Here is a 21,551-nt window from a genome sequence, read left to right as displayed (position 1 = left end):
GCTGGGGTATATGTGTCCCACCGCCCATTATCAATAGTACAGCTTGCTGAATGCTCGGTTAATGCAAAGTCTTATTCAGCGTTGCGCTTGTGCCACGCTTTCGTATCTGACGATTGTTGGCCCAAACGAAAATCGCCCGGAAATGGTTCCCGGGCGATTGTCGATGTTTTAAAATTTTGAGCCTTGCTCTCAGGCGGCTTTTCCAGTCTTGGCGAACTGGCCGTGGGCGCGGTAATGCACCATGTATGTCGGCAAAACGGACGAGACGCGAACAGGGGTAATGCCCATGGCAGCAAGTGTCAGGCCATTCTTCTCCGCGCTTTCGGAAACAACATTGTCCTTCTTCAACAGCGTAACCTGATCAGCAGTAAGAGCCGGCTTGATCAGTGGAACCATCGAGGAAATCTTGCCGATCAGCGAAGCGATCGGGAATGGCAGTGATACGAACGGACGCTCACGATAGGTGGCAGCCAGAACTGCCTCAAGACAGTCACGGAATGTCATGACTTCCTGACCGCCGAGTTCGTAGATTGCGCCAGGCTTCAAGGCGCCATCAACGGACTTTGCAACAGCCTCCGCAACATCTTCAACATACACAGGCTGGAACTTCGTCTTGCCGCCGCCAATCAACGGCAGGAACGGCATGGTCTGCGCCATGCGGGCAAACTTGTTGAAGAATTCATCTTCATTGCCGAATACGACGGAAGGACGCAGGATAACCGCGTCTGGCAGAATGCTCTGTACGGCAGCTTCCGCACGACCCTTGGTGCGGGCATAGGACGATGCAGAGTTGGCGTCGGCACCAATTGCCGAGAGATGGGTCAGCTTCGCACCGGCGGCGCGGCTGGCTTCGGCAATTGCGCGAGCACCAAATTCCTGCACAGCGTCAAATGTGTTGCGGCCGCTTTCAAGCAGCAGGCCAACACAGTTGACCACGTAATCGGCATCCTCGACAGCCTTGTCGATCGATTGGCGGTAACGAAGATTGGCTTGGGCGAAGGAAATCTGGCCAACATTGCCGAGTGGTTGCAAGAAGCCGGCAAGATCAGGACGGCGGACAGCAACGCGAATGCGGTAACCGCGCTTTGCCAGCGTCCGGACTACATGACGCCCGATAAAGCCCGAACCGCCGAACACGGTGACGAGAGGGGGAAGGTTTGCCAAGGTCATGACAGGCTCCTGCGAACGGAATTACTGAGGTTTTAATGGTCTCTTAGCTGAAAGCGGGCAGCAGGTGAAGAGAGAACAGCATCAAGGATTACCCTTTGATGAACGGTTCTCCATTCACACTTGTTTTGCGTCAAATTCCCTCGACAACAACCAGCTCTGCATCGGAAACTGCCTGGCGAATTTTCAGGGCTTCCTGGTACTCAGGGGAGTTGAAACAATCGACGGCCGCCTGTCTCGAAGGGAATTCGATTACCACGTTACGCTGGCGTGCTTTGCCTTCAAGTTCGCTAAACTCACCTCCACGGGCCAGAAACACTGCGCCGAACCGCTCAAAGGCAGGTTTGGCGGTCGAAACATAGTCCTTGTAACGGTCGGTGTCGTGTACATCGATGCGGGCAATCCAATAAGCCTTGGCCATCAGTTCAACTCCTTTAAAGTGCAGTCTGCATTTCAGCGAGAATAGCGCGTGCAGCGGCTTTCGGATCAGCAGCTTTGACGATCGGGCGGGCAACCACAAGATGGCTGGAACCGGCGCGGATGGCATCAAGAGGTGTCATCACACGTTTCTGATCTCCGTGATCGGCACCTGCCGGGCGAATGCCCGGGGTAACGACGGCCATATCTGGTCCAAGAACCTCGCGAACGGCACTTGATTCTTCAGCAGAGCAGACAATGCCGCCCATGCCAGCTTCGCGGGCCTGTTTGGCGCGCAGCAGGACAAGTGAGCGGGCGTCGCCACTGTAGCCGGCTTCGATGAGGTCGTCATTGTCCATGGAGGTCAACACGGTAACACCCAGCAGGCAGAGGTCGGAGCCCTGTGCAGCCTTGACGGCAGCCCGCATGGCCTTGGGGTAGGCGTGAAGCGTCAGCATGGAAACGCCCATCTTGGCAATGTTCTCGACGCCTGATGCAACCGTGTTGTCGATATCCAGCAACTTCATATCGAGGAAAATCTTCTTGCCGCTCTGGACGAGATCACGGGCAAATTCAAGCCCACCAGCAAAGGCCAGCTGATAACCTACCTTGTAGAACAGAACGTCATCACCAAGCTGGCTGACGATTGTTTCGGCTTCTTTTACTGTCGGAATATCAAGTCCGACGATCAGGCGATCGCGTGCGGTCATCTCGGCTCCCCGTTCGTTGAAAGCATTCCGCGCAAAGACGCGCGGCGCTGCGTTGCACCGGTGTGATGAAACACAATATGCTTTGGTCGCGTCCAAGTCGCATGAGATGGGCTGTTCCGCAAGAAAAAACGGACCCCACAAATGGTGAGAGCCTTTTCATGTTCACTGAAAAGGCTCTTGGCGAAGTCTGCTGGTTCAGCTGCGGGTGTAACACCACAACTGTGCCGGCGGAATGTTGCGGACAATGAAGTCGAAATGCCGAATATGGTAGCGCGATGGCTGCGCAATGATCGGCGAAACCGGGCCATAGGAAATCTGGATGACAGGACGGCCAACCGGAACGCGGTCCATCAGCTGTTCCAGAAGGTTGGTGCGGGCCGACATCGGGAAGTTCAGCAGTGGCACAGCGGAAATGACGCTGTCAAAAATCTGGTCTTTCTGTTCGCCAAGCGTCTTTTCCAGATCAAACGCGTCGCCATTGATAAAATTAACGCCGGGGTAATGACGCAGAAGCTGGTTATAGAAATCGGTCGAAAACTCGATTGCTGTCAGGTTTTCCGGTTTGATGCCACGGGCCAGAATGGCCTTGGTGATAACGCCGGTGCCTGGGCCAAGCTCAAGAACGGGAAGGCCTGACTGCGGAGTGATGACGCTTGCCATCTTGCGTGCGGTGACGGAGGAGGTTGGAACGATTGCGCCAACAGCCTTTGGCTGGCTGACCATTCCCTTGAAGAAGCGAATTTCCTCTTCAAATTTTCTCCCAAAACGTTCCTTTAGGCTTAAACCCATCTGTTCCCTCTCCGTTTGACGGCGACAGTCATTGTCTGCGGTTATGTTGCGCTCGTTTGCCGCAAAAACAAGGCAAAATGTCGCAATTGGGTTCTTTGCAGATATTTTCTTTCTGCAGCTTATCGTGCCGAAGAACGCCACGGTGTTTTGATAACGACAGGCGATAACCTGATGGCCTGACGCTCAAGGCTTCTATTGCAATGCGTCTGGACGCTTTAAATCACATTGAATGAAAAACGCCGAAGGGGTGAACCTCCGGCGTTTCAACAGATATGACTATATGTTGAGCCGGCTGTGTTACACGCGCATCGGCATCAGGACGTAAAGAGCATCATCGGCGGCAGTGTCGCGTACTAGCGTCGGCGATCCCGCGTCGGCCAGCAGGAAAATAGCGTCGTCGCCTGAAAGCTGCGAGGTGATATCAAGCAGGTACTTTGCGTTGAAGCCGATTTCCATCGAGTCGTTGTCGTAGTCGATCGCGACTTCTTCAGTCGCGCTGCCGGAATCGGGGTTATTGACGGTAAGCGTCAACTGACCACTGGTGATTGCCAGCTTCACCGCACGACCACGCTCGGAAGAAATGGTCGATACGCGGTCAACTGCCTGGGCAAAGCTCTGGCAGGCAACGCGCATTTCCTTGTCGTTACCGGTCGGGATGACGCGCTGGTAATCCGGGAAAGTGCCGTCGATCAGCTTCGATGTCATGACAATCGAACCGATGGTCAGACGGATCTTGGCGTCGGAAACTTCCACCGTCACGATCAGTTCAGGGTTATCGACCAGCTTTTGCAACTCACCCACGGTCTTGCGTGGAATGATGATGCCCGGCATGCCTTCGGAGCCGGATGGTGCCTCGACATCGGCGCGTGCCAAACGGTGGCCATCGGTTGCGACAGCGCGCAGCTTGAGGTCGTTGTCGCTTTCAATCGTGTGGAAGAAAATTCCGTTCAGGTAATAACGGGTTTCTTCCGTCGAGATGGCGAACTGGGTGCGGTCGATCAGCATTTTCAGATCGGACGCCTTCAGCTTGAATGTATGGCTGAACGTGCCGGCTGTCAGGTCAGGGAAGTCTGTCTCCGGCAGGCACTGCAGGGAAAACTTCGAACGACCGGAAGTAACCGTCATCGAGGAACCGTCCGGATTGGTTGCCAACAGGACCTCGGAACCGTCAGGCAGCTTGCGCACGATTTCGTACAGCAGGTGCGCTGGTACGGTTGTTGCGCCGGCCTGCTCGACCATGGCCGGTGTTGCTTCTGTTATCTCGAGGTCAAGGTCAGTTGCCTTCATGTCGAGGCTCGCACCGGAGGCGCGCAGCAATACGTTCGACAGGATCGGGATCGTATTCCGGCGCTCCACGACCCTATGGACGTGGTTTAGCGATTTCAGAAGGTTGGAACGCTCAAGAGTAATACGCATGGACACTACCGCTTTCGACCGCGCGAACCGGAAACCCGGATCGACAATTGTATGCATGTCTGGCTGAACCAGAAACTGTGGGACGGGCAAAATGGCAGAGATATACCGAAAAATGCAAGAGGCGAATGCGCACGGCGCGCGCCATTTTGGTGCTATACAACATGATCCACAGCCAAAAACACCTTGGTGCCCTTGTTCAGGCATCGTCTCTTTACCATAAAGGCAGGAAAGATGCGGCTAATGATCGGAAATAAGAGTGACGGATAATGAAACGAGCGGCACGCCATCAGGTGGCGTGAAGGGATATCTGGTTGGTGGCGTGACAGTGCCGGCCCGCCCGCTGGATGTGGCGCTGTATCTTGTTGCCACCCCGATCGGCAATCTCGGCGATATCACCCTGCGTGCTCTCGAGACCCTGGCCTCGGTTGATGTTCTAGCCTGCGAGGATACCCGCGTCACCCGCGTCCTGCTGGACCGTTACGGCATTCGCAACCGGCCGTTTTCTTATCATGAGCACAATGCCAATGAAGCGGGGCCAAAATTGCTGGCAGCGCTCGAAGCCGGAAAATCCGTCGCTCTGGTTTCCGATGCAGGCACACCGTTGGTCTCCGACCCCGGTTATCGTCTCGGTCAATTGGCGCTCGAAGCCGGTTACCGCGTGGTTCCCATCCCCGGTGCGTCCGCGCCACTTGCCGCACTTGTTGGTTCGGGCATGCCAAGCGACGCATTTATGTTTGCAGGCTTTCTGCCGGTCAAGGACCGCGGCAAACGCGATCGTTTGTCGGAACTGGCCAAAACGCCGGCAACATTGATCTTTTTTGAATCGCCCCATCGTATTTGCGCGACCATTAAGGTTGCGTCAGAAGTTCTCGGTGTAAACCGTCGCGCCGTTGTGTGCCGTGAACTGACCAAGACCTTTGAGGAGTTTCGTCGCGGCACCCTTGGCGAATTGACCGAGTGGTACAATGAGGACCGTGTGGTCAAGGGCGAGATCGTGCTGTTGATTGAGCCTCCGTCCTTTGACGAAGTACCTGACATTGAGGACGTAGAGGATCTGTTGAAGGATCTGGCCTCCACCATGCCGACCGCAAAGGCAGCGGCCGAAGCGTCAAGGCTTACCGGCCTGCCACGCAAGGAGCTTTATCAGCGACTGCTCGACATGAAGAATGCCAATGGCGGTTGAAGGCCGGCTAAAGAAACGAAAAAGGGCGCACCGGCGCGGCCATCTCGCGGAATATCTCGCCGCCCTTTACCTTGTCCTCAAGGGGTACCGCATTCTGGCGCTGCGTTATCGCACGCCGCTCGGTGAAATCGATATCATCGCCCGCAAGGGTGAACTGGTGGCGATGGTTGAGGTCAAGGCGCGTAGAGCCGAAACGACGGCTGTGGATGCGGTCAGTTTTGAATCGCAACGACGTATCCGCGCGGCCGCCGATGTCTGGCTCGCCCGCATGCGCGGCACAGGCCACCTGTCGCTGCGGTTTGATATTGTCGCCATCCTGCCATGGTCATGGCCCCGGCATTTCCGCGACGCTTTCTAAAAGCGTTTCAGCCATCGGGAAGGGTTGGCGTCGCGCCTATGGCTGGGGCGGGAGTGGCGAACTCAGCTTCTGCTTTTTGTTCGGCGTGCATCAATTGACAGCGGTTCAGCAATATTTGCGTCGGCGGAGTGATTTATCGGCATAACGGCGCGCTCTAATAAAGACGTGCAATCAGCATCATGCACAACTGTAACAAATCTGACATGTAACTGTTAAAGTGGCGTCATGGAACGTCACTATTCGCATGCTCACCCCAATCAACTGGTGGAGAGGATCGAGTAATGCTCAAAAAGTTTTCCATGGCCGCACTGGCGATCAGCGTTTCGGCAACGTCTTCCATGGCGGCAACCAACATCACTTGGTGGCACGGCATGGGTGGTCGTAACGGCGAAGTCATCAACGAGATTTCGCAGAAGTTCAACGCATCGCAGGCCGAATGTGCGCTGACCCCGGTTTCCAAGGGCACGTATGAAGAAGCTCTCGCCAGCGGTATCGCAGCATTCCGTTCGGGCGAACAGCCAAACATCCTTCAGGTTTTTGATGCTGGCGCCGCCACCATCATCAACGCCAAGGGCGCAGTTATTCCTGCTGAAGACCTGATCAACAACGCCGGTTACAAGTTCGACCGCGAAGCCTTCATCCAGGGCGTACGTTATTTCTACGCGGATTCCGAAGGCAAGTTTGTCGGCATGCCGTTCAACTCTTCCGCTCCGATCATGTACATCAACACCGAAGCCTTCAAAAAGGCTGGCGTTGAAGTGCCAAAGACCTGGGAAGAATTCGAAACTGTTGCACCGAAGCTGAAAGAAGCCGGTTACACCGCGCTGACCGCCTCGCAGCTGACCTGGCAGTTCACCGAAAACTTCTTCTCGCGTCATAACCTGCAGTTCGCAACCAACAACAATGGTTACGACAGCGTTGTTGACACCAAGATGAACCTCACCGACCCGAACCTGATCAACATGTTCGAGAAGCTGAAGTCCTGGGCTGACAACGGTTACTACGCCTATTACGGCGCTGGCTGGGCCGACAACCAGAAGCCTTTCGAAGAGGGCAAGGTTGCTATGTGGATCGGTTCTTCCGGTTCGTTCGGTGGTCTGCAGAAGACTGCAACCATGCCTTTCTCGGCTGATTTCCTGCCTTACTGGAAGTCGGTTGAAGGCGCTGGCACCAACACCTTCATCGGCGGTGCAGCCCTGTTTGCGATGGCTGGCAAGCCTGAAGCAGAAAACAAGTGCTCTGCTGACTTCTTCCAGTTCCTGACATCGCCGGAAATCCAGAAGTTCTACCATGAAGCAACCGGTTATGTTGCCATCACCAATGCTGCTTACGAGCTGACGAAGTCTGAAGGCTACTACGAAAAGCAGCCTGTTGCTGAAGTTGGTATCAAGCAGCTGATGCTCAAGGGTGGCGACTGGTCCAAGGGTTACCGTCTCGGTTTCTACCCACAGATCCGTTCGATCATGGAACGCGAATACAACCGTATTTTCGCTGGCGAAACGACTGTGAAGCAGGCGTTTGAAACCATCGAAAAGGAAGGCAACGAGCTTCTCGCACGTTTCGCCAAGACGGCTGGCTGATATCAGCGATCCCCGATAGTCGAATGTAAACTGGGCCTCCTTTCCCTTGTGGAAGGGAGGTCCATTCAGCGATTACCCCTATTGCGCAATTCTAGAGGTTGTCCGCCATGCGGTTTGCCGGGATTGCTTCAGGAGCAACGAGCGTGGCTTACACATCCTCTCAACCTCGCCGCATCCGGTTTCTTCCCGGATTTATCACAAAGGCGAATAAGCCGGCTGTTTTGGCCGAACCGGCTGGCATGAAACGGGTGCAGTTTTCCTCGTCGTTTCTTCCCTATCTGTTTCTTGCGCCGCAGCTGGCGGTTATTTTTATCTTCTTTTATTGGCCGTCCGTGCAGGCGGTTCAGTCTTCATTCTATATTGAAGACCCGTTCGGTTTCGGTTCGACCTTTGTCGGTTTCGACAATTACACCGACGCAGTTTCCAGTTCGGAATACGGCAATATTGCCAGGTTTACCGTAATCTTCACGGCACTTGTCACACTGTTTTCGTTATCGCTGGGCCTTCTTCTGGCGATCAAGGCCGACAAGATCATCCGTGGCAGTTCTGCCTACAAGACCTTGCTGATCTCTGTTTATGCGATCGCACCGCCAGTGGCGGGCCTGATCGGCATGATGTTCTTTGACCAGCACATCGGTCCGTTCGTAAAGCTTGCCTCGTGGTTTGGCTGGGACATGAAAGTTGGGTTGAACTACTTCGATACGGCATTTGCGATGATTACCGTCGCTGTGTGGAAGCAGATCCCCTACAACTTCATCTTCTTCCTGTCGGGCCTGCAGGGCGTACCCGTATCTGTTCGTGAAGCAGCAGCCATAGATTGCCGTTCAGGTTTCCGCCGGTTCTGGACAGTTATCCTGCCATTGCTGACCCCAACCGCCTTCTTCCTTTTGATCATCAACATCACCTATGCGCTGTTCGACACGTTCGCGATCATTGACGTGATGGTGAAGGACAAGGCCGCCAATAACCCCATTACCCTTGTCTACAAGGTCTTCATGGATGGTTTCCGTGGTAACGATATCGGTGGTTCGTCCGCCCAGTCCGTCATTTTGATGCTCGTGGTGTTTGCTCTCACAATCATCCAGTTCCGCTTCCTCGAGAAGCGCATTCACTACAGCTGAGCGGGGAACAGACATGTACAAGACAAAACCTCTCGACCATCTGGTGCTGATCCTCGGTTCGCTGTTTTTGATGTTACCGGTCGTGGTCGCTTTCATGACGTCCACCCATACGGCGGCAGAAATTCACAGCAACGGCATTACCATTCTGCCAGGTGACAACATGGTGGCCACCTACCAGAAGGTCCTGACGCAGAAGGGCGGTTTTACCGGCCAGATCACCGGCTTCAATATGGTCGTCAATTCGTTGATCCTCGGTGTCGGTTTTGCCGTCGGCAAAATCGTGCTGTCGATGATGGCGGCCTACGCCATCGTCTACTTCCGTTTCCGTTTCGCAACGCTCGCATTCTGGATCATCTTCACGACGCTGCTTTTGCCGCTCGAAGTGCGCATCATGCCGTCCTATCAGGTGATGAGCCAGCTTGGTCTGCTTAATACCTATAGTGGTCTGATCGTGCCGTTGCTGGCTTCTGCCACCGGAACCTTCTACTTCCGGCAATTCTTTAAGTCTGTGCCAGACGAGTTGCTGGAAGCGGCCCGCATCGACGGCGCCGGTCCGCTCAAGTTTTTCATTGATGTTCTGGTGCCGCTGTCGCGCACCATGATGGCCGCCATCTTCATCATCATGTTCGTCTATGGTTGGAACCAGTATCTCTGGCCCATGCTGATGACCACGGATGAGAGTTTCTTCACCTTGATGCGTGGCATCAAGTCCATTCTCCAGGTCTGGATCGGTTCCCAGATCCCCGATTACAACGAAGCTTTTGCGCTTGCGGTGCTCGCCATGCTGCCGCCGGTTCTCATCGTGGTGATTTTCCAGCGGTGGTTCATCAAGGGCCTCACCGAAAGCGATAAATAAAGGATAGGTAACATGGCCGAGATCGAAATCAGTCAGGTCTGCAAGGATTACCATGGTGGCGTACGCGCCGTTCACGGGGTCGATATCTCCATCAATGACGGCGAATTCATCGTGCTCGTTGGCCCATCCGGCTGCGGCAAGTCCACACTTTTGCGCATGGTCGCGGGTCTCGAAGAAATCTCCGAAGGCACGGTGAAAATCGGTGGGCGTGTGGTCAATAACGTTGACCCTGCTGACCGCGACATTGCCATGGTATTCCAGAACTATGCGCTTTACCCGCATATGACGGTGTATGAAAACCTCGCCTACGGTCTGAAAAACCGCAAGACACCAAAGGCTGAGATTGACGCACGCGTGCAGGAAGCAGCGCGCATGCTGGAACTGCAGCCCTATCTGGAGCGCAAGCCGCGGGCCCTGTCCGGTGGTCAGCGTCAGCGCGTTGCCATGGGTCGCGCCATCGTGCGCAAACCGGCTGCCTTCCTGTTCGATGAACCTCTGTCCAACCTGGATGCCAAGCTGCGTGTTTCGATGCGCGGTGAAATCAAGCGTCTGCAAAAGCGTCTTGGCACGACATCGCTTTACGTCACCCATGACCAGCTGGAAGCGATGACACTGGCCGACCGTCTGGTTGTACTGAACGGTGGCCGTATCGAGCAGATTGGCGCACCTCTGGATGTTTATCACACGCCAGCCTCGACATTTGTCGCAAGCTTCATCGGCTCGCCGGCCATGAACCTCGTTGCCGGTGAATTACATGGCGATCGTCTCGCCATCGGCCCTGAAATCATGACACTGAAGAGCTTTGCGCCGGCATCCGGTGCCGTCACGGTTGGCATGCGAGCCGAAGATTTCCGCATCGCCGGACCAGAGGAAAAGGGTCTGGCATTCCGCGTCGATTATGTGGAAGAGCTGGGTTCGCAGCGCCTCGTACATGGTTTTGTCGGCGATCAGGCAATGACGGCTGCCTTCCCGCCGGATCTGCCAGTACCGCTGGAGTTCTCGCTCACCATCGCGCCGGAGAAGCTGCACTTCTTCTCTGTTGAAACAGGAAAGCGGATTGAGCAGCAACATGCGCGTTTCAATTCGGAACAACAGGCCGCTGCTATCCCTTCATTTGCGGGCTGAAACCTCTGCATTTGAGGCCAGATCGATAAAATTGAACGGACTGAATGAACGGTATCGTTATTTGTTTGCGCTAAACCCCAATCGACAAAACCGGTTGGGGAAAGCGTATGTCGATCAAGATCATGTTGGCAAGTTCGTTGGCTATGGCAATTCGTAGCGTGCCGCTTATTCCCTTGACGTCTCGTCGCGGCAATCTGGACGCCGTCGTTGCCGCTTCAAGCCATGGCATGGATATGAAGGACGCGCCAATCAATCCGGACTGGATTTTGTCAGGCACGCCACATGCGCGTGCCGCAGACCATTCCAGAAGTCGTGATCGCGCCTCCAGCACTGCAATGTGGGACTGCACAGCCGGTGAATTTCGCTGGTTTTTCGGTTGGGATGAGACCGTTTATATCCTGGAAGGTGAAGTGCATGTCACGGCTGAAAACGGTGTGGTGAGTGTGTTGCGCAGCGGTGACGTCGCTTATTTCCGCGCCGGAACATGGGCGACATGGCGCGTGGACAACTACGTGCGCAAAGTGGCTTTTATGCGCCGTCCATTTCCGACAATGCTGGCTCTGGCCTATCGTGTTTGGAACAAGATTTTCTCGGCTCGCTCCTACAACCTTGCCAGGTAGAGTATCAATAAAACTCATAGATGCCGCATGTTGCAGCAGTTGCCTTTAAAGCCCCTCTATCCTAAATCTGTCGGGCTTTGAGAAAAGGGACTGCGCATGGCAAAAATCAAGAACGTTGCGATCCAGATGGATCATGTAGCCGGCATCAATATTGCCGGGGATTCGACCTTTGCCATGAGCCTTGAAGCGCAGGCCAGAGGCTACCGGCTGTTTCATTACACACCGGACCGTCTCAGCATGCGTGACGGCAAGATTTACGCCACTGTCGAGCAGATGGAACTGCGCGACATCAATGGCGATCACTATTCCCTGTCAGAACCGGAGCGCGTTGATCTGTCGACGATGGATGTCATTCATCTGCGCCAGGATCCGCCCTTCGACATGGCCTATATTACCTCCACGCATCTGCTGGAGCGCATTCACCCCAAGACATTGGTCGTCAATGATCCGGCCTGGGTACGCAACTCGCCTGAGAAGATCTTCGTCACCGAATTTGCAGACCTGATGCCGGCAACGCTGATCACCAAGGACGTAACCGAGATTGCCCGCTTCCGTCAGGAAATGGGCGATATTATCCTGAAGCCGCTCTACGGCAATGGTGGCGCTGGCGTATTCCATTCGACCCGTGACGACCGCAACTTTTCGTCGCTTCTGGAAATGTTCGGCCAGATGTTCCGCGAGCCCTATATCGCCCAGCAGTACCTACCTGACGTCCGCAAGGGCGACAAGCGTATCCTGCTGGTGGATGGCGAGCCGGTTGGTGCCATCAATCGTGTGCCGGCTGAAAATGATGCCCGCTCCAACATGCATGCGGGTGGTCGCCCCGAGCCGACAGAACTGACCGCGCGTGAAAAGGAAATCTGCGAGCGGATTGGTCCTGCACTGCGTGAGCGCGGTTTCCTGTTCGTTGGGATCGATGTGATCGGTGACTACATGACCGAGATCAACGTGACGTCGCCGACCGGCATTCGCGAAGTGAAAAAGTTCGGTGGTGCCGACGTGGCAAGCCTGTTGTGGGACGCCATTGAGCGCAAGCGCGAAGCGCAGGGCTGATTGGTCCTGCCTGCCCGGATGTGAAGGAATAGCCATTCCTTTGCGTCCATTACAACTCCAACACATCATATACGTGAAATTGTTCACGTAACGTTCTTGTTTTGCACCGTCTCTTGTGTCAGGCTGTTTGAGGCGGCCGGACAACGGGCAGATCATGTCTGGTGATGGCCGCTATAATCAGGTCTTCCGCCGGTCTCTTGCCATGAGGCGCCGGACCAGCGGATGCGGTTTACAGGAGCAGGCCATGGTGGCTCGGGTCAATACGGTTGCATTTCAGGGCATCGAAGGTGTGCCCGTTGAAGTTCAGGTCATGGTTGCGCCGGGCCGCGTCGGCATACAGATCGTCGGACTGCCGGATAAAGCCGTTGCTGAAAGCCGTGAACGCGTCCAGGCCGCCTTGCATGCGTCCGGACTTGCTCTCCCCCCAAAGAAGGTCACCGTCAATCTTGCCCCGGCAGATTTGCCAAAAGAGGGCAGTCATTTTGACTTGCCCATTGCGCTTGCCCTCATGGCGGCGCTCGGGGCAATACCTGCGGAAGCGCTGGCCGGTTACGTTGTTTTGGGAGAACTAAACCTTGATGGAACGATTGGTGCCGTGGCTGGCGCACTGCCGGCTGCCATCGGTGCCAATTCGATGGGTAGAGGCCTCATCTGCCCGGCGGACAGCGGCCCGGAAGCCGCATGGGCCGGCGCGGATATTGATATTCTGGCACCGCGCAGCCTGATTGCGCTGGCCAATCATTTTCGCGGTACGCAGCTTTTGTCGCGCCCGCAACCCGCCATCCGTGCGACACCCGCCAACATGCCTGACCTTGCCGACATAAAGGGGCAGGAGAGCGCCAAACGGGCGCTCGAAGTTGTTGCCGCCGGCGGTCATAACATGCTGATGGTTGGACCTCCGGGATCTGGTAAGTCGATGCTGGCTTCCCGACTGCCGTCTATCTTGCCGCCCCTGTCGGCAGCAGAATTGCTGGAGGTCTCGATGGTGCATTCCATTGCAGGCCAGCTTTCTGGCGGAAAACTGTCCGATAGCAGGCCGTTTCGGACGCCGCATCACTCTGCCACCATGGCAGCCCTTGTCGGCGGCGGTTTGCGTGCCAAGCCGGGTGAGGCATCGCTGGCCCATAATGGCGTATTGTTTTTGGATGAGTTCCCGGAGTTTTCACCGCAGGTGCTGGATGCTTTGCGCCAGCCGTTGGAAACCGGCGAATGTATCATAGCGCGTGCCAATCATCGCGTGAGCTATCCGGCGCAAATTCAGCTGGTTGCAGCGATGAACCCCTGCAAATGCGGTATGGCAGGCGAACCTGGCTTCACCTGCGCCAGAGGACCACGCTGCGTTTCCGATTATCAGGCCCGGATTTCCGGTCCACTGATGGACCGTATCGATATCCGCGTCGATGTTCCCGCTGTTTCGGCGGCAGACCTCATCCGCCCAATGGCGGCTGAAAGCAGCGTGGATGTTGCAAGGCGTGTAGCGCGTGCCCGTGAACGTCAGCAGGAACGGTATGCCAGTGCCGGTTTTGCCGAGATCAGGACCAATGCCCGTTGCTCCACCGCCCTTATTGAACGTTTTGCAGAACCGGACGCCGGTGGCTTGCAGCTTCTGCGTGATGCCGCAGAACGCCTGAAATTCTCAGCGCGCGGTTATCACCGTATTCTCAAGGTGGCGCGGACACTTGCCGACCTTGAGGGGCACGACATCGTCAGCCGCATCCATCTGGCTGAAGCCATTTCCTATCGTATTGCTGGAGAAAGGCTCACCGCTGCGGCGTGAGGCTTAAAAACTTGGGTGTAGAATTGGCCCGCCGTGCGCGACAGCATGGCGGGCCTTTTTTTGTGTTAGAGACCGAGACCTTCAAACAATGCTGTCGAAAGATAACGTTCCGCAAAGGACGGAATGATCACGACGATGTTCTTGCCAGCGTTTTCTTCGCGGCTGCCCACCTTGATGGCGGCTGCAAGCGCAGCGCCGGAGGAAATGCCAACCGGAACACCTTCAAGGCGCGCAACGAGGCGTGCCGTTTCAAACGCCTCGTCATTGGTGACGGTGACGATTTCATCATAGATGGTTGTGTCGAGAACGGCGGGAGCAAAACCTGCGCCGATGCCCTGGATCTTGTGTGGGCCGGGGTTGCCTCCGGACAGAACGGGGCTGTCAGCAGGCTCAACCGCAACCACCTTAAAGCCTGGTTTACGTGCCTTCAATACTTGGCCAACACCGGTAATGGTGCCGCCGGTGCCAATACCGGACACGAGAATGTCGGCAGAACCGTTGGTATCGTTCCAGATTTCTTCGGCAGTTGTCTTGCGATGAATCTCAGGGTTGGCTGGGTTTTCAAACTGTTGCGGAATAACGGCGTCAGGCAGTGTTTCTGCCAGTTCCTGCGCCTTTGCAATGGCGCCCTTCATACCCTTCGGGCCTTCGGTCAACACAAGCTCGGCACCCAACAGCACCAGCATCTTGCGACGCTCGACCGACATGGTTTCCGGCATGGTCAGAATAAGCTTGTAACCCTTGGAAGCGGCCGCGAAGGCGAGCGCGATGCCGGTATTGCCGGATGTCGGCTCAACAAGCGTTGTCTTGCCGGGGGTGATCTTGCCCTGTGCTTCAAGGCTTTCGATCAGCGCTACGCCAATACGGTCCTTGACCGAGGAGATCGGGTTAAAGAATTCGAGCTTTGCCAGAAGGTTGGCCTTGACGCCTTTTTCCTTGGCCAGCTTGTCGAGGCGTACGATCGGCGTATCACCAATCGTCTCGGTGATCGACGAATAGATACGTCCGCGTCCGGGCTTTCGGGCTTCTGACATGATAGTCTCCTTTAACATGCAACCGGCAGAAATTACCGCGCAGAATAGGAGCAATCACGGTTTCAGGCTAGCGAACGTTTGTTCTTATGCGAGCCGTTACTTGGAAAATTCTCGTGAAATCTCCACTTTAGTCGAACAAATATTTCAACTGGCGCGGGTGGCAATCATTGCCGCTGTTCCCGCCAGAATACCGGCGGCTGTGCGGTTGAGAATTTGCAATGCGAGGGGTTTCTTCAGCAGAGTGCGCGCCTTGGTGGCAAGCAGGATGTAGGGCAGAAGCACTGCCAACAAAACCACGAATGTAACGGCAATCAGCGTCAGATATTCCGTGATACCGATAACACGAATATCAATTAACGTTGGAACAAGTGCCACGTAAAACAGCATAGTTTTGGGGTTGCCGAGCGTGATCAGAAGACCTGACATGAATGACATGCCGATGCTGGTGGATTTACGCGCTTTCAGGTCGGTCGACAAAAGCCCCGCCGTCCAAAGCTTCCATGCAATATAGATGAGGTAGGCAGCGCCCGCGAATTTCAGCACCAGAAACGCTTCGTGGAAGGTCTGCGCGACAAAGGCCAGTCCAAGAATAACGGCTGTCAGATAGACCATATCTCCCAGAACAAGCCCAAGCCCCATGAAGAAGGTTTCGCGAAAACCGGAGCCCAAAGCACGCGCCACAATGGCAGTCATGCCGGGGCCGGGAATGGCAGCGGCAATGAACAGGGCTGTGGCGTAGGCAAGCAGGGTGCCGATTGTCATGGAAGGCTCCGAAAACACATTCTGCTGTGCGGTGTATCCAACTGGCATGAACTTTTCAATCATGACAATTCGGGCGATGCAGACGCGCGCAAACCGATGCGTTTTAAGACCCCTCAGGCAGTCCCAGTTGAACCGAAGCCGCCCGTTCCACGGCTGGTCTCGGAGGTCTCACTGACCTCGGTCACAACAACCTGCGTCACAGGTGCAATCACCATCTGTGCGATGCGCATGCCGCGTTCGATGACGAAGTCTTCCTGCCCGAGATTGGCGAGAATGACTTTGACTTCACCGCGATAATCGCTGTCCACAGTGCCTGGTGAATTGAGGCAGGTGATACCGTTCTTGATCGCAAGACCGGAACGAGGGCGAATTTGCGCTTCAAAGCCAACGGGCACTTCGAAGATGAAACCTGTCGGCACAAGCATGCGCTGACCGGACTTCAGGATAACCGGAGAATCGGCATCCACGGCAGCGCGCAGGTCCATGCCAGCAGCGCCGCTGGTTTCGTAAGATGGCAGTTCCACCCCCTTGCCATTGGCAAGACGGATTAGTTTAAGCTGCGGAGATGAGGACATATCATAAGGCATGGTGCCATTTGCTTTGTCACGGTGGCGCAGGTCAATTGCATATCGCGGCTTGAAACTGTAAAGACGGCGCCAATCAACAGGAATTTCTCAATGGCTGAAACACTCGCCGAGGCGGTATCCCGCCGTCGCACATTCGCGATTATTGCGCACCCGGATGCCGGTAAGACGACGCTGACCGAAAAACTGCTGCTGTTCGGCGGAGCTATCCAGCTGGCCGGTGAAGTGAAGGCGAAGAAGGACCGTATCCAGACCCGTTCGGACTGGATGAAGATAGAGCGCGAGCGCGGCATCTCGGTCGTCACCTCTGTTATGACCTTTGAATATAATGACCGGGTGTTCAACATTCTCGATACACCGGGCCACGAAGACTTTGCGGACGATACCTATCGCACGCTGACGGCAGTGGATGCCGCGATCATGGTTATCGATGCCGCCAAGGGTATCGAGCCGCGGACGCTGAAGCTGTTTGAAGTCTGCCGTATGCGCGACATCCCGATTATCACCTTCATCAACAAGATGGACCGTGAAAGCCGCGACCCATTTGAAATTCTGGATGAGGTGGAAGAAAAACTGGCGCTGGACACCGCGCCTGTAACCTGGCCAGTTGGCCGCGCCAAGACATTCTCCGGTGCATATAATCTGGCCAACAACACGTTCCGTGGTGTCGATACGCAGGTTGAATCTTTGCCGGTTGATGGCCCAAGAGCAGTTGCTGACCGTCTGCCAGAAAATGAGCGTGAAGCCTTTATCGAAGAAACGGAACTGGCGAGAGAAGCTTGCCGCCCATTTGATCGTCAGGCTTTTCTCGAAGGCCACATGACCCCCGTGTTCTTTGGTTCGGCACTGCGCAACTTTGGTGTTCGTGATCTCATCAACGCGCTGGGCGATTTTGCGCCACCACCGCGTGACCAGGTGGCAGACACTCGCACCGTTCATGCGGCGGAAGACAAGATGACGGCTTTCGTGTTCAAGATTCAGGCCAATATGGACCCGAACCACCGCGACCGTATCGCGTTTGCCCGCATCTGCTCCGGCAAGCTGGAGCGCGGCATGAAGGCGCGTCTGGCACGTACCGGCAAGCAGATGGGTCTAACGGCGCCGCAGTTCTTCTTTGCCTCGCAGCGCCAATTGGCTGATACGGCCTTTGCCGGTGACGTGGTGGGCATTCCCAACCACGGCACACTTCGTATCGGCGATACGCTGACCGAGGGTGAAAACCTTGTGTTCCAAGGCGTTCCGAACTTCTCGCCAGAAATTCTGCGTCGCGTGCGACTGGAAGATGCGATGAAGGCCAAGAAGCTGAAAGAAGCACTACAACAGATGGCGGAAGAGGGCGTTGTGCAGCTGTTCTCGCCAGAGGACGGCTCCCCTGCGATCGTCGGTGTGGTCGGTGCGCTGCAGTTGGACGTTTTGAAAGAGCGTCTGATGGGCGAATATGGCCTGCCGGTGTCGTTTGAAATGTCGCGCTTTTCGGTTTGCCGCTGGATTTCCTCGGACCAGCCTGCGGAAATGGACAAGTTCCTCAACGTCAAGCGTGGCGACATCGCCCGCGATCTGGACGGCGATCCGGTATTCCTAGCACAGGATGCATTTTCGCTGCGCTACGAATCTGAGCGTTATCCGGCTATCAAGATGGTTGCCATCAAGGAATATCACGCTGCCAAGGCGGCGTGATAGCCGATCAAAAGCATCCCCGGGATCAATGCCGAGAGCGCCGTGTGTCAAAGATGAACGGCGCTTTCATGCTTTTGAGGGATGTTTTGCACCTTGCGAAAATCGATTCCGATTTTTGTGGCGATGCGCTAGGGTCGGTTGAAACATCAATCGGTTACTTCGCGCATGACACTTTCAGGCAAACACATTCTTCTGGTCATTTCTGGCGGGATCGCGGCTTATAAGAGCCTTGATCTTATTCGCCGCCTGAAAGAGCGTGGCGCAAAGGTAACGCCCGTGATGACCGCAGGTGCGCAGGAATTTGTCACGCCGCTCGCGGTTGGTGCACTGTCAGCCACCCACGTCTTTACCGAGCTTTTTTCACGGCAGGATGAGCAGGATGTCGGCCATATCCGGCTGGCGCGCGATTGCGATCTTGTTCTGGTTGCCCCAGCTACTGCAAATCTGATGGCCAAGATGACACATGGTCTGGCCGATGATTTGGCTTCAACCGTGCTGTTGGCCACCGACAAGCCAATTTTGATCGCTCCGGCCATGAACCCGAAAATGTGGTCGGCCAGTGCAACACAGCGCAACATCGTGACATTGAAAAACGACGGTATTCATTTCATTGGCCCGATGGCTGGTGAAATGGCCGAGAAAGGCGAGGGCGGCACGGGCCGTATGGCCGAGCCGCTGCAGATCGTTGAGGCCGTCGCGGGACTTTTTGATACTGCGCCCAAACCACTGGCCGGTAAAACGGCGATTGTGACCTCAGGTCCGACCCATGAACCGATTGATCCCGTACGTTATATCGCCAACCGGTCCTCTGGCCGGCAGGGCCACGCCATAGCTGCCGCCCTTGCACGCCTGGGTGCCAAAGTGACCCTGGTCTCTGGCCCTGTCACCATTGCCGATCCCGCTGGTGTCAGCACCGTGCATGTCGAGCGGGCCGAGGAAATGCGTGATGCGGTGATTGAGCGTCTGCCAGCCGACATTGCCGTCTTTGTGGCAGCGGTTGCGGACTGGCGGGTGGCCACTGCGTCCGATCAGAAGATCAAGAAACAGCCGGGTGATGCACCACCGGCACTCATGCTGACAGAGAACCCCGATATCCTGAAAACCGTCGGTCATCATGAAAAACGTCCGACTTTGGTCATCGGTTTTGCTGCGGAAACACAGGACGTCGAAAATAATGGCCGCGCCAAGCTGGAACGCAAGGGCGCCGACATGATCATCGCCAATGACGTATCCCCAGAAACCGGTGTGATGGGCGGACTGCGCAATCAGGTAAAGCTGATTTCGAAAGATGGCGTCGAGGCTTGGCCGGATATGGGCAAGGATGAAGTTGCCGACCGTCTCGCAGCGATGATTGCGGAGAAACTGGCATGAGCATTTTTGACCGCAATGGTTTTGATGACCTGTTGTCGAAGTGGCCGGGTGTAACCTTTGTCGACCAGTGGGATTCGCACGTTGCCAAAGTCGGGGGTAAGGTTTTTGCCGTTCTCGGCAACAGCGATAACTGGCGTCTTGTCGTGAAGTGCTCCGAGGAAAGTTTTGAAATCCTCACCTCGCTCGAAGGCATAGGTCAGGCGCCCTATTTCGCCAAACGCAAATGGATATCGATCGCAGAACATTCCCCGCTGAAGCGCGAGGAACTCGAGCATTATGTGCGCCGCTCCTATGACATGGTAGCATCTGGGCTAACCAAGAAGCTGCGCACGGAGCTGGGGATCGCTATCAGCTGATCCGTATTGCGATGTAAACCAGCACCAAAGCAATGATCCAAAGCGCGATACGGCCCCATCGGGTGTGACGCGCTTCTGCCTTGCCGATGGCTTTTGCGGTCTGCGGATCGAAACGCACGCCGTTTTCGCTCATATAGACCAGTTCGCCATGCAGTTTTTCGGTCTTGGCGGCAATTTCCGGAATGGCCTCGGCCAGCTTTACAGCCGCCTTCATGCCGTCCTTCAAGTCAGTGACGATGCGCTTGGGACCGAGATTGTCGCGTATCCAGCTGCCAACCACCGGATCGGCAGCCTTCCACATGTTGAAGCGTGGGTTGAGAATGCGCGAAACGCCTTCCACTACCACCATCGTTTTTTGCAGCATCACCAGCTCAGGCCGGGTTTCCATGTCGAAAAGCTCGGTAACCTCAAACAGCAGCGTCAGCAACTTGCCCATTGAAATGGTTTCGGCTGGTTGACCGTGGATCGGCTCGCCAATGGCGCGGATGGCCTGCGCAAAGCTCGCAATATCATGATGGCCGGGCACATAACCCGCCTCAAAATGCACCTCGGCGACGCGCATGTAATCGCGGGTAATGAAGCCATAGAGAATTTCGGCGAGGAATCGGCGTTCCTTTTTCCCCAAACGGCCGGCAATGCCCATGTCGACGGCAACGATCATGCCCTTGGCATCGACAAACAGATTGCCGGGATGCATATCGGCGTGGAAAAAGCCATCACGCAGGGTGTGGCGCAGGAATGACTGGATCAGCGTATCGGCCAGCTTGTCGAGATCGTGGCCCGCCACTTTCAGCGCCTCCACGTCAGACATCTTGATGCCGTCGATCCACTCCATGGTCACGACATCACGGCCGGTCCGTTCCCAGTCCACGTCAGGCACGCGGAAACCGGGGTCGTTTTTGGTGTTTTCGGCAATCTCTGAAAGGGCTGCAGCCTCAAGGCGCAGGTCCATCTCGATCTTGGTCGTCTGCTCCAGCGCGCGGGTAACTTCAACCGGACGCAGGCGCCGGGCAGAACGAACGAAACGCTGCTGCAGGTCGGCAATCAGATACATTGCTTCCAGATCGTTCTGGAAGCGCTGTCGCACACCGGGGCGGATGACCTTGACGGCAACCTTGCGCGGTCCCTGTGGCGTATCCACGATGGCCGGATGCACCTGCGCAATTGAAGCGGCGGCAATCGGATCGCCAAACTCGCGGTAAAGCTCGGTCACCGGACGGCCGAGCGATCCCTCGATATTGGCCTTTGCCGCGCTGATCGGGAAAAATGCCATACGGTCCTGAAGACCAGCCAGGTCATCGGCAAATTCGGCACCCACCACATCAGGGCGGGTCGCCAGAAACTGGCCCATCTTGACATAGGACGGCCCGAGCCGTTCCACCGCACGCGCCAGCCTGTCGCTACGCTCGCGACTTTTGGCACGGTTGCGCGCAAAGGGTTTCAGCAGCGCTTTGGCAAATTTTGCCGATGCGGGCAGATCATCGGACGGCAGTGCCAGAAACACGCCCTCACGCACGAGAACCCAGCCGACCCGTGCCAGCCGGAAATATGCACCCGGTAAGCTCATGCAAATGCTCTGTTCTGACGGTAGAAAG

General features: G+C 55.8%; 21 protein-coding genes. 12 read left to right on the top strand and 9 right to left on the bottom strand.

Features of this window, described 5'->3' with window-relative positions; translation table 11 throughout:
* Nucleotides 1–189 precede the first annotated feature (189 nt).
* The 5 genes from M2418_RS16220 to dnaN all read right to left on the bottom strand — a co-directional run bounded on the left by M2418_RS16220 (nucleotide 190) and on the right by dnaN (nucleotide 4,499).
* Complete coding sequence (locus M2418_RS16220; RefSeq protein ID WP_250983369.1) at nucleotides 190–1,170, bottom strand: complex I NDUFA9 subunit family protein; 981 nt, start codon at nucleotides 1,168–1,170, stop codon at nucleotides 190–192.
* Nucleotides 1,171–1,300: 130 nt separating this feature from the next.
* On the bottom strand, nucleotides 1,301–1,588 hold the full coding sequence (locus M2418_RS16215) for a DUF1330 domain-containing protein (RefSeq protein WP_250983370.1): 288 nt from the start codon (nucleotides 1,586–1,588) through the stop codon (nucleotides 1,301–1,303).
* 13 nt (nucleotides 1,589–1,601) lie between these two features.
* The gene (gene pyrF / locus M2418_RS16210) at nucleotides 1,602–2,294 is read right to left on the bottom strand and encodes an orotidine-5'-phosphate decarboxylase (protein WP_259147817.1); all 693 of its coding nucleotides are present in this window, start codon (nucleotides 2,292–2,294) and stop codon (nucleotides 1,602–1,604) included.
* A 195-nt stretch (nucleotides 2,295–2,489) separates the two neighbouring features.
* Nucleotides 2,490–3,083, bottom strand: a complete 594-nt coding sequence (gene pmtA / locus M2418_RS16205; protein ID WP_259147815.1) for a phospholipid N-methyltransferase PmtA — start codon at nucleotides 3,081–3,083, stop codon at nucleotides 2,490–2,492.
* Between the two features lie 297 nt (nucleotides 3,084–3,380).
* A complete protein-coding gene (gene dnaN / locus M2418_RS16200; protein WP_192486741.1) occupies nucleotides 3,381–4,499 on the bottom strand; it encodes a DNA polymerase III subunit beta in 1,119 nt (372 codons plus the stop codon).
* A gap of 295 nt (nucleotides 4,500–4,794) precedes the next feature.
* Between dnaN and rsmI the strand changes: the two genes are divergently transcribed.
* From rsmI to M2418_RS16155, 9 genes are all read left to right on the top strand, one after another.
* On the top strand, nucleotides 4,795–5,682 hold the full coding sequence (gene rsmI / locus M2418_RS16195; protein ID WP_259148032.1) for a 16S rRNA (cytidine(1402)-2'-O)-methyltransferase: 888 nt from the start codon (nucleotides 4,795–4,797) through the stop codon (nucleotides 5,680–5,682).
* Complete coding sequence (locus M2418_RS16190; protein ID WP_250983373.1) at nucleotides 5,672–6,040, top strand: YraN family protein; 369 nt, start codon at nucleotides 5,672–5,674, stop codon at nucleotides 6,038–6,040. The genes rsmI and M2418_RS16190 overlap by 11 nt, the downstream gene beginning before the upstream one ends.
* A 281-nt stretch (nucleotides 6,041–6,321) precedes the next feature.
* The gene (locus M2418_RS16185; RefSeq protein WP_259147812.1) at nucleotides 6,322–7,620 is read left to right on the top strand and encodes an extracellular solute-binding protein; all 1,299 of its coding nucleotides are present in this window, start codon (nucleotides 6,322–6,324) and stop codon (nucleotides 7,618–7,620) included.
* A gap of 143 nt (nucleotides 7,621–7,763) precedes the next feature.
* Entirely contained in the window at nucleotides 7,764–8,741 is a 978-nt protein-coding gene (locus M2418_RS16180; RefSeq protein ID WP_250983375.1) for an ABC transporter permease subunit, read from the top strand.
* A 13-nt stretch (nucleotides 8,742–8,754) separates the two neighbouring features.
* The gene (gene ugpE / locus M2418_RS16175; protein WP_259147810.1) at nucleotides 8,755–9,597 is read left to right on the top strand and encodes a sn-glycerol-3-phosphate ABC transporter permease UgpE; all 843 of its coding nucleotides are present in this window, start codon (nucleotides 8,755–8,757) and stop codon (nucleotides 9,595–9,597) included.
* 12 nt (nucleotides 9,598–9,609) lie between these two features.
* The gene (locus tag M2418_RS16170) at nucleotides 9,610–10,722 is read left to right on the top strand and encodes a sn-glycerol-3-phosphate import ATP-binding protein UgpC (protein WP_259147808.1); all 1,113 of its coding nucleotides are present in this window, start codon (nucleotides 9,610–9,612) and stop codon (nucleotides 10,720–10,722) included.
* A 107-nt stretch (nucleotides 10,723–10,829) separates the two neighbouring features.
* Nucleotides 10,830–11,342, top strand: coding sequence for a cupin domain-containing protein (locus M2418_RS16165; RefSeq protein WP_259147806.1), 513 nt, complete (start codon nucleotides 10,830–10,832; stop codon nucleotides 11,340–11,342).
* 96 nt (nucleotides 11,343–11,438) lie between these two features.
* Nucleotides 11,439–12,395, top strand: a complete 957-nt coding sequence (gene gshB, locus M2418_RS16160; protein WP_259147804.1) for a glutathione synthase — start codon at nucleotides 11,439–11,441, stop codon at nucleotides 12,393–12,395.
* A 244-nt stretch (nucleotides 12,396–12,639) separates the two neighbouring features.
* Nucleotides 12,640–14,172 (top strand): YifB family Mg chelatase-like AAA ATPase, encoded by a 1,533-nt coding sequence (locus tag M2418_RS16155; protein ID WP_259147802.1) that lies wholly within the window; start codon nucleotides 12,640–12,642, stop codon nucleotides 14,170–14,172.
* A 65-nt stretch (nucleotides 14,173–14,237) separates the two neighbouring features.
* Here M2418_RS16155 and cysK read toward each other — a convergent pair whose 3' ends face one another.
* The 3 genes from cysK to dut all read right to left on the bottom strand — a co-directional run bounded on the left by cysK (nucleotide 14,238) and on the right by dut (nucleotide 16,555).
* The gene (gene cysK, locus M2418_RS16150; protein ID WP_250983381.1) at nucleotides 14,238–15,206 is read right to left on the bottom strand and encodes a cysteine synthase A; all 969 of its coding nucleotides are present in this window, start codon (nucleotides 15,204–15,206) and stop codon (nucleotides 14,238–14,240) included.
* 144 nt (nucleotides 15,207–15,350) lie between these two features.
* Nucleotides 15,351–15,968, bottom strand: a complete 618-nt coding sequence (locus M2418_RS16145) for a LysE family translocator (protein WP_250983382.1) — start codon at nucleotides 15,966–15,968, stop codon at nucleotides 15,351–15,353.
* Nucleotides 15,969–16,081: 113 nt separating this feature from the next.
* Nucleotides 16,082–16,555 (bottom strand): dUTP diphosphatase, encoded by a 474-nt coding sequence (gene dut, locus M2418_RS16140; RefSeq protein WP_250983383.1) that lies wholly within the window; start codon nucleotides 16,553–16,555, stop codon nucleotides 16,082–16,084.
* A 90-nt stretch (nucleotides 16,556–16,645) separates the two neighbouring features.
* Here dut and M2418_RS16135 point away from each other — a divergent pair, with 90 nt between their 5' ends.
* From M2418_RS16135 to M2418_RS16125, 3 genes are all read left to right on the top strand, one after another.
* Nucleotides 16,646–18,229 (top strand): peptide chain release factor 3, encoded by a 1,584-nt coding sequence (locus M2418_RS16135; RefSeq protein WP_250983384.1) that lies wholly within the window; start codon nucleotides 16,646–16,648, stop codon nucleotides 18,227–18,229.
* A 165-nt stretch (nucleotides 18,230–18,394) separates the two neighbouring features.
* A complete protein-coding gene (coaBC, locus tag M2418_RS16130; protein ID WP_250983385.1) occupies nucleotides 18,395–19,600 on the top strand; it encodes a bifunctional phosphopantothenoylcysteine decarboxylase/phosphopantothenate--cysteine ligase CoaBC in 1,206 nt (401 codons plus the stop codon).
* Nucleotides 19,597–19,956 carry an MmcQ/YjbR family DNA-binding protein gene (locus M2418_RS16125; RefSeq protein ID WP_250983386.1) on the top strand — a complete coding sequence of 120 codons (360 nt, stop codon included), beginning with the start codon at nucleotides 19,597–19,599 and terminating at the stop codon, nucleotides 19,954–19,956. Before coaBC ends, M2418_RS16125 begins: the two co-directional genes overlap by 4 nt.
* Here M2418_RS16125 and ubiB read toward each other — a convergent pair.
* Nucleotides 19,949–21,523 (bottom strand): 2-polyprenylphenol 6-hydroxylase, encoded by a 1,575-nt coding sequence (ubiB, locus tag M2418_RS16120; protein ID WP_259147799.1) that lies wholly within the window; start codon nucleotides 21,521–21,523, stop codon nucleotides 19,949–19,951. The two genes, M2418_RS16125 and ubiB, sit on opposite strands and share 8 nt — an antisense overlap.
* Nucleotides 21,524–21,551: the final 28 nt, after the last annotated feature.

The sequence above is a fragment of the Rhizobium sp. BIGb0125 genome, from assembly GCF_024810055.1.
Lineage (GTDB): Bacteria > Pseudomonadota > Alphaproteobacteria > Rhizobiales > Rhizobiaceae > Agrobacterium.
Note: the sequence above shows the minus strand (reverse complement) of the source record. Positions and strands in the feature narration are given on the sequence as shown.

What these genes read in the sequence shown, in the direction of transcription:
- dut (WP_250983383.1), bottom strand. Translation starts at nt 16,555, where the DNA reads ATGCCTTATGATATGTCCTCATCTCCGCAGCTTAAACTAATCCGTCTT.
- cysK (WP_250983381.1), bottom strand. Translation starts at nt 15,206, where the DNA reads ATGTCAGAAGCCCGAAAGCCCGGACGCGGACGTATCTATTCGTCGATC.
- M2418_RS16155 (WP_259147802.1), top strand. Translation starts at nt 12,640, where the DNA reads ATGGTGGCTCGGGTCAATACGGTTGCATTTCAGGGCATCGAAGGTGTG.
- M2418_RS16190 (WP_250983373.1), top strand. Translation starts at nt 5,672, where the DNA reads ATGGCGGTTGAAGGCCGGCTAAAGAAACGAAAAAGGGCGCACCGGCGC.
- pmtA (WP_259147815.1), bottom strand. Translation starts at nt 3,083, where the DNA reads ATGGGTTTAAGCCTAAAGGAACGTTTTGGGAGAAAATTTGAAGAGGAA.
- M2418_RS16185 (WP_259147812.1), top strand. Translation starts at nt 6,322, where the DNA reads ATGCTCAAAAAGTTTTCCATGGCCGCACTGGCGATCAGCGTTTCGGCA.
- M2418_RS16220 (WP_250983369.1), bottom strand. Translation starts at nt 1,170, where the DNA reads ATGACCTTGGCAAACCTTCCCCCTCTCGTCACCGTGTTCGGCGGTTCG.
- coaBC (WP_250983385.1), top strand. Translation starts at nt 18,395, where the DNA reads ATGACACTTTCAGGCAAACACATTCTTCTGGTCATTTCTGGCGGGATC.
- M2418_RS16215 (WP_250983370.1), bottom strand. Translation starts at nt 1,588, where the DNA reads ATGGCCAAGGCTTATTGGATTGCCCGCATCGATGTACACGACACCGAC.
- M2418_RS16135 (WP_250983384.1), top strand. Translation starts at nt 16,646, where the DNA reads ATGGCTGAAACACTCGCCGAGGCGGTATCCCGCCGTCGCACATTCGCG.
- pyrF (WP_259147817.1), bottom strand. Translation starts at nt 2,294, where the DNA reads ATGACCGCACGCGATCGCCTGATCGTCGGACTTGATATTCCGACAGTA.
- dnaN (WP_192486741.1), bottom strand. Translation starts at nt 4,499, where the DNA reads ATGCGTATTACTCTTGAGCGTTCCAACCTTCTGAAATCGCTAAACCAC.
- ubiB (WP_259147799.1), bottom strand. Translation starts at nt 21,523, where the DNA reads ATGAGCTTACCGGGTGCATATTTCCGGCTGGCACGGGTCGGCTGGGTT.
- ugpE (WP_259147810.1), top strand. Translation starts at nt 8,755, where the DNA reads ATGTACAAGACAAAACCTCTCGACCATCTGGTGCTGATCCTCGGTTCG.
- M2418_RS16145 (WP_250983382.1), bottom strand. Translation starts at nt 15,968, where the DNA reads ATGACAATCGGCACCCTGCTTGCCTACGCCACAGCCCTGTTCATTGCC.
- gshB (WP_259147804.1), top strand. Translation starts at nt 11,439, where the DNA reads ATGGCAAAAATCAAGAACGTTGCGATCCAGATGGATCATGTAGCCGGC.
- M2418_RS16170 (WP_259147808.1), top strand. Translation starts at nt 9,610, where the DNA reads ATGGCCGAGATCGAAATCAGTCAGGTCTGCAAGGATTACCATGGTGGC.
- M2418_RS16125 (WP_250983386.1), top strand. Translation starts at nt 19,597, where the DNA reads ATGAGCATTTTTGACCGCAATGGTTTTGATGACCTGTTGTCGAAGTGG.
- M2418_RS16165 (WP_259147806.1), top strand. Translation starts at nt 10,830, where the DNA reads ATGTCGATCAAGATCATGTTGGCAAGTTCGTTGGCTATGGCAATTCGT.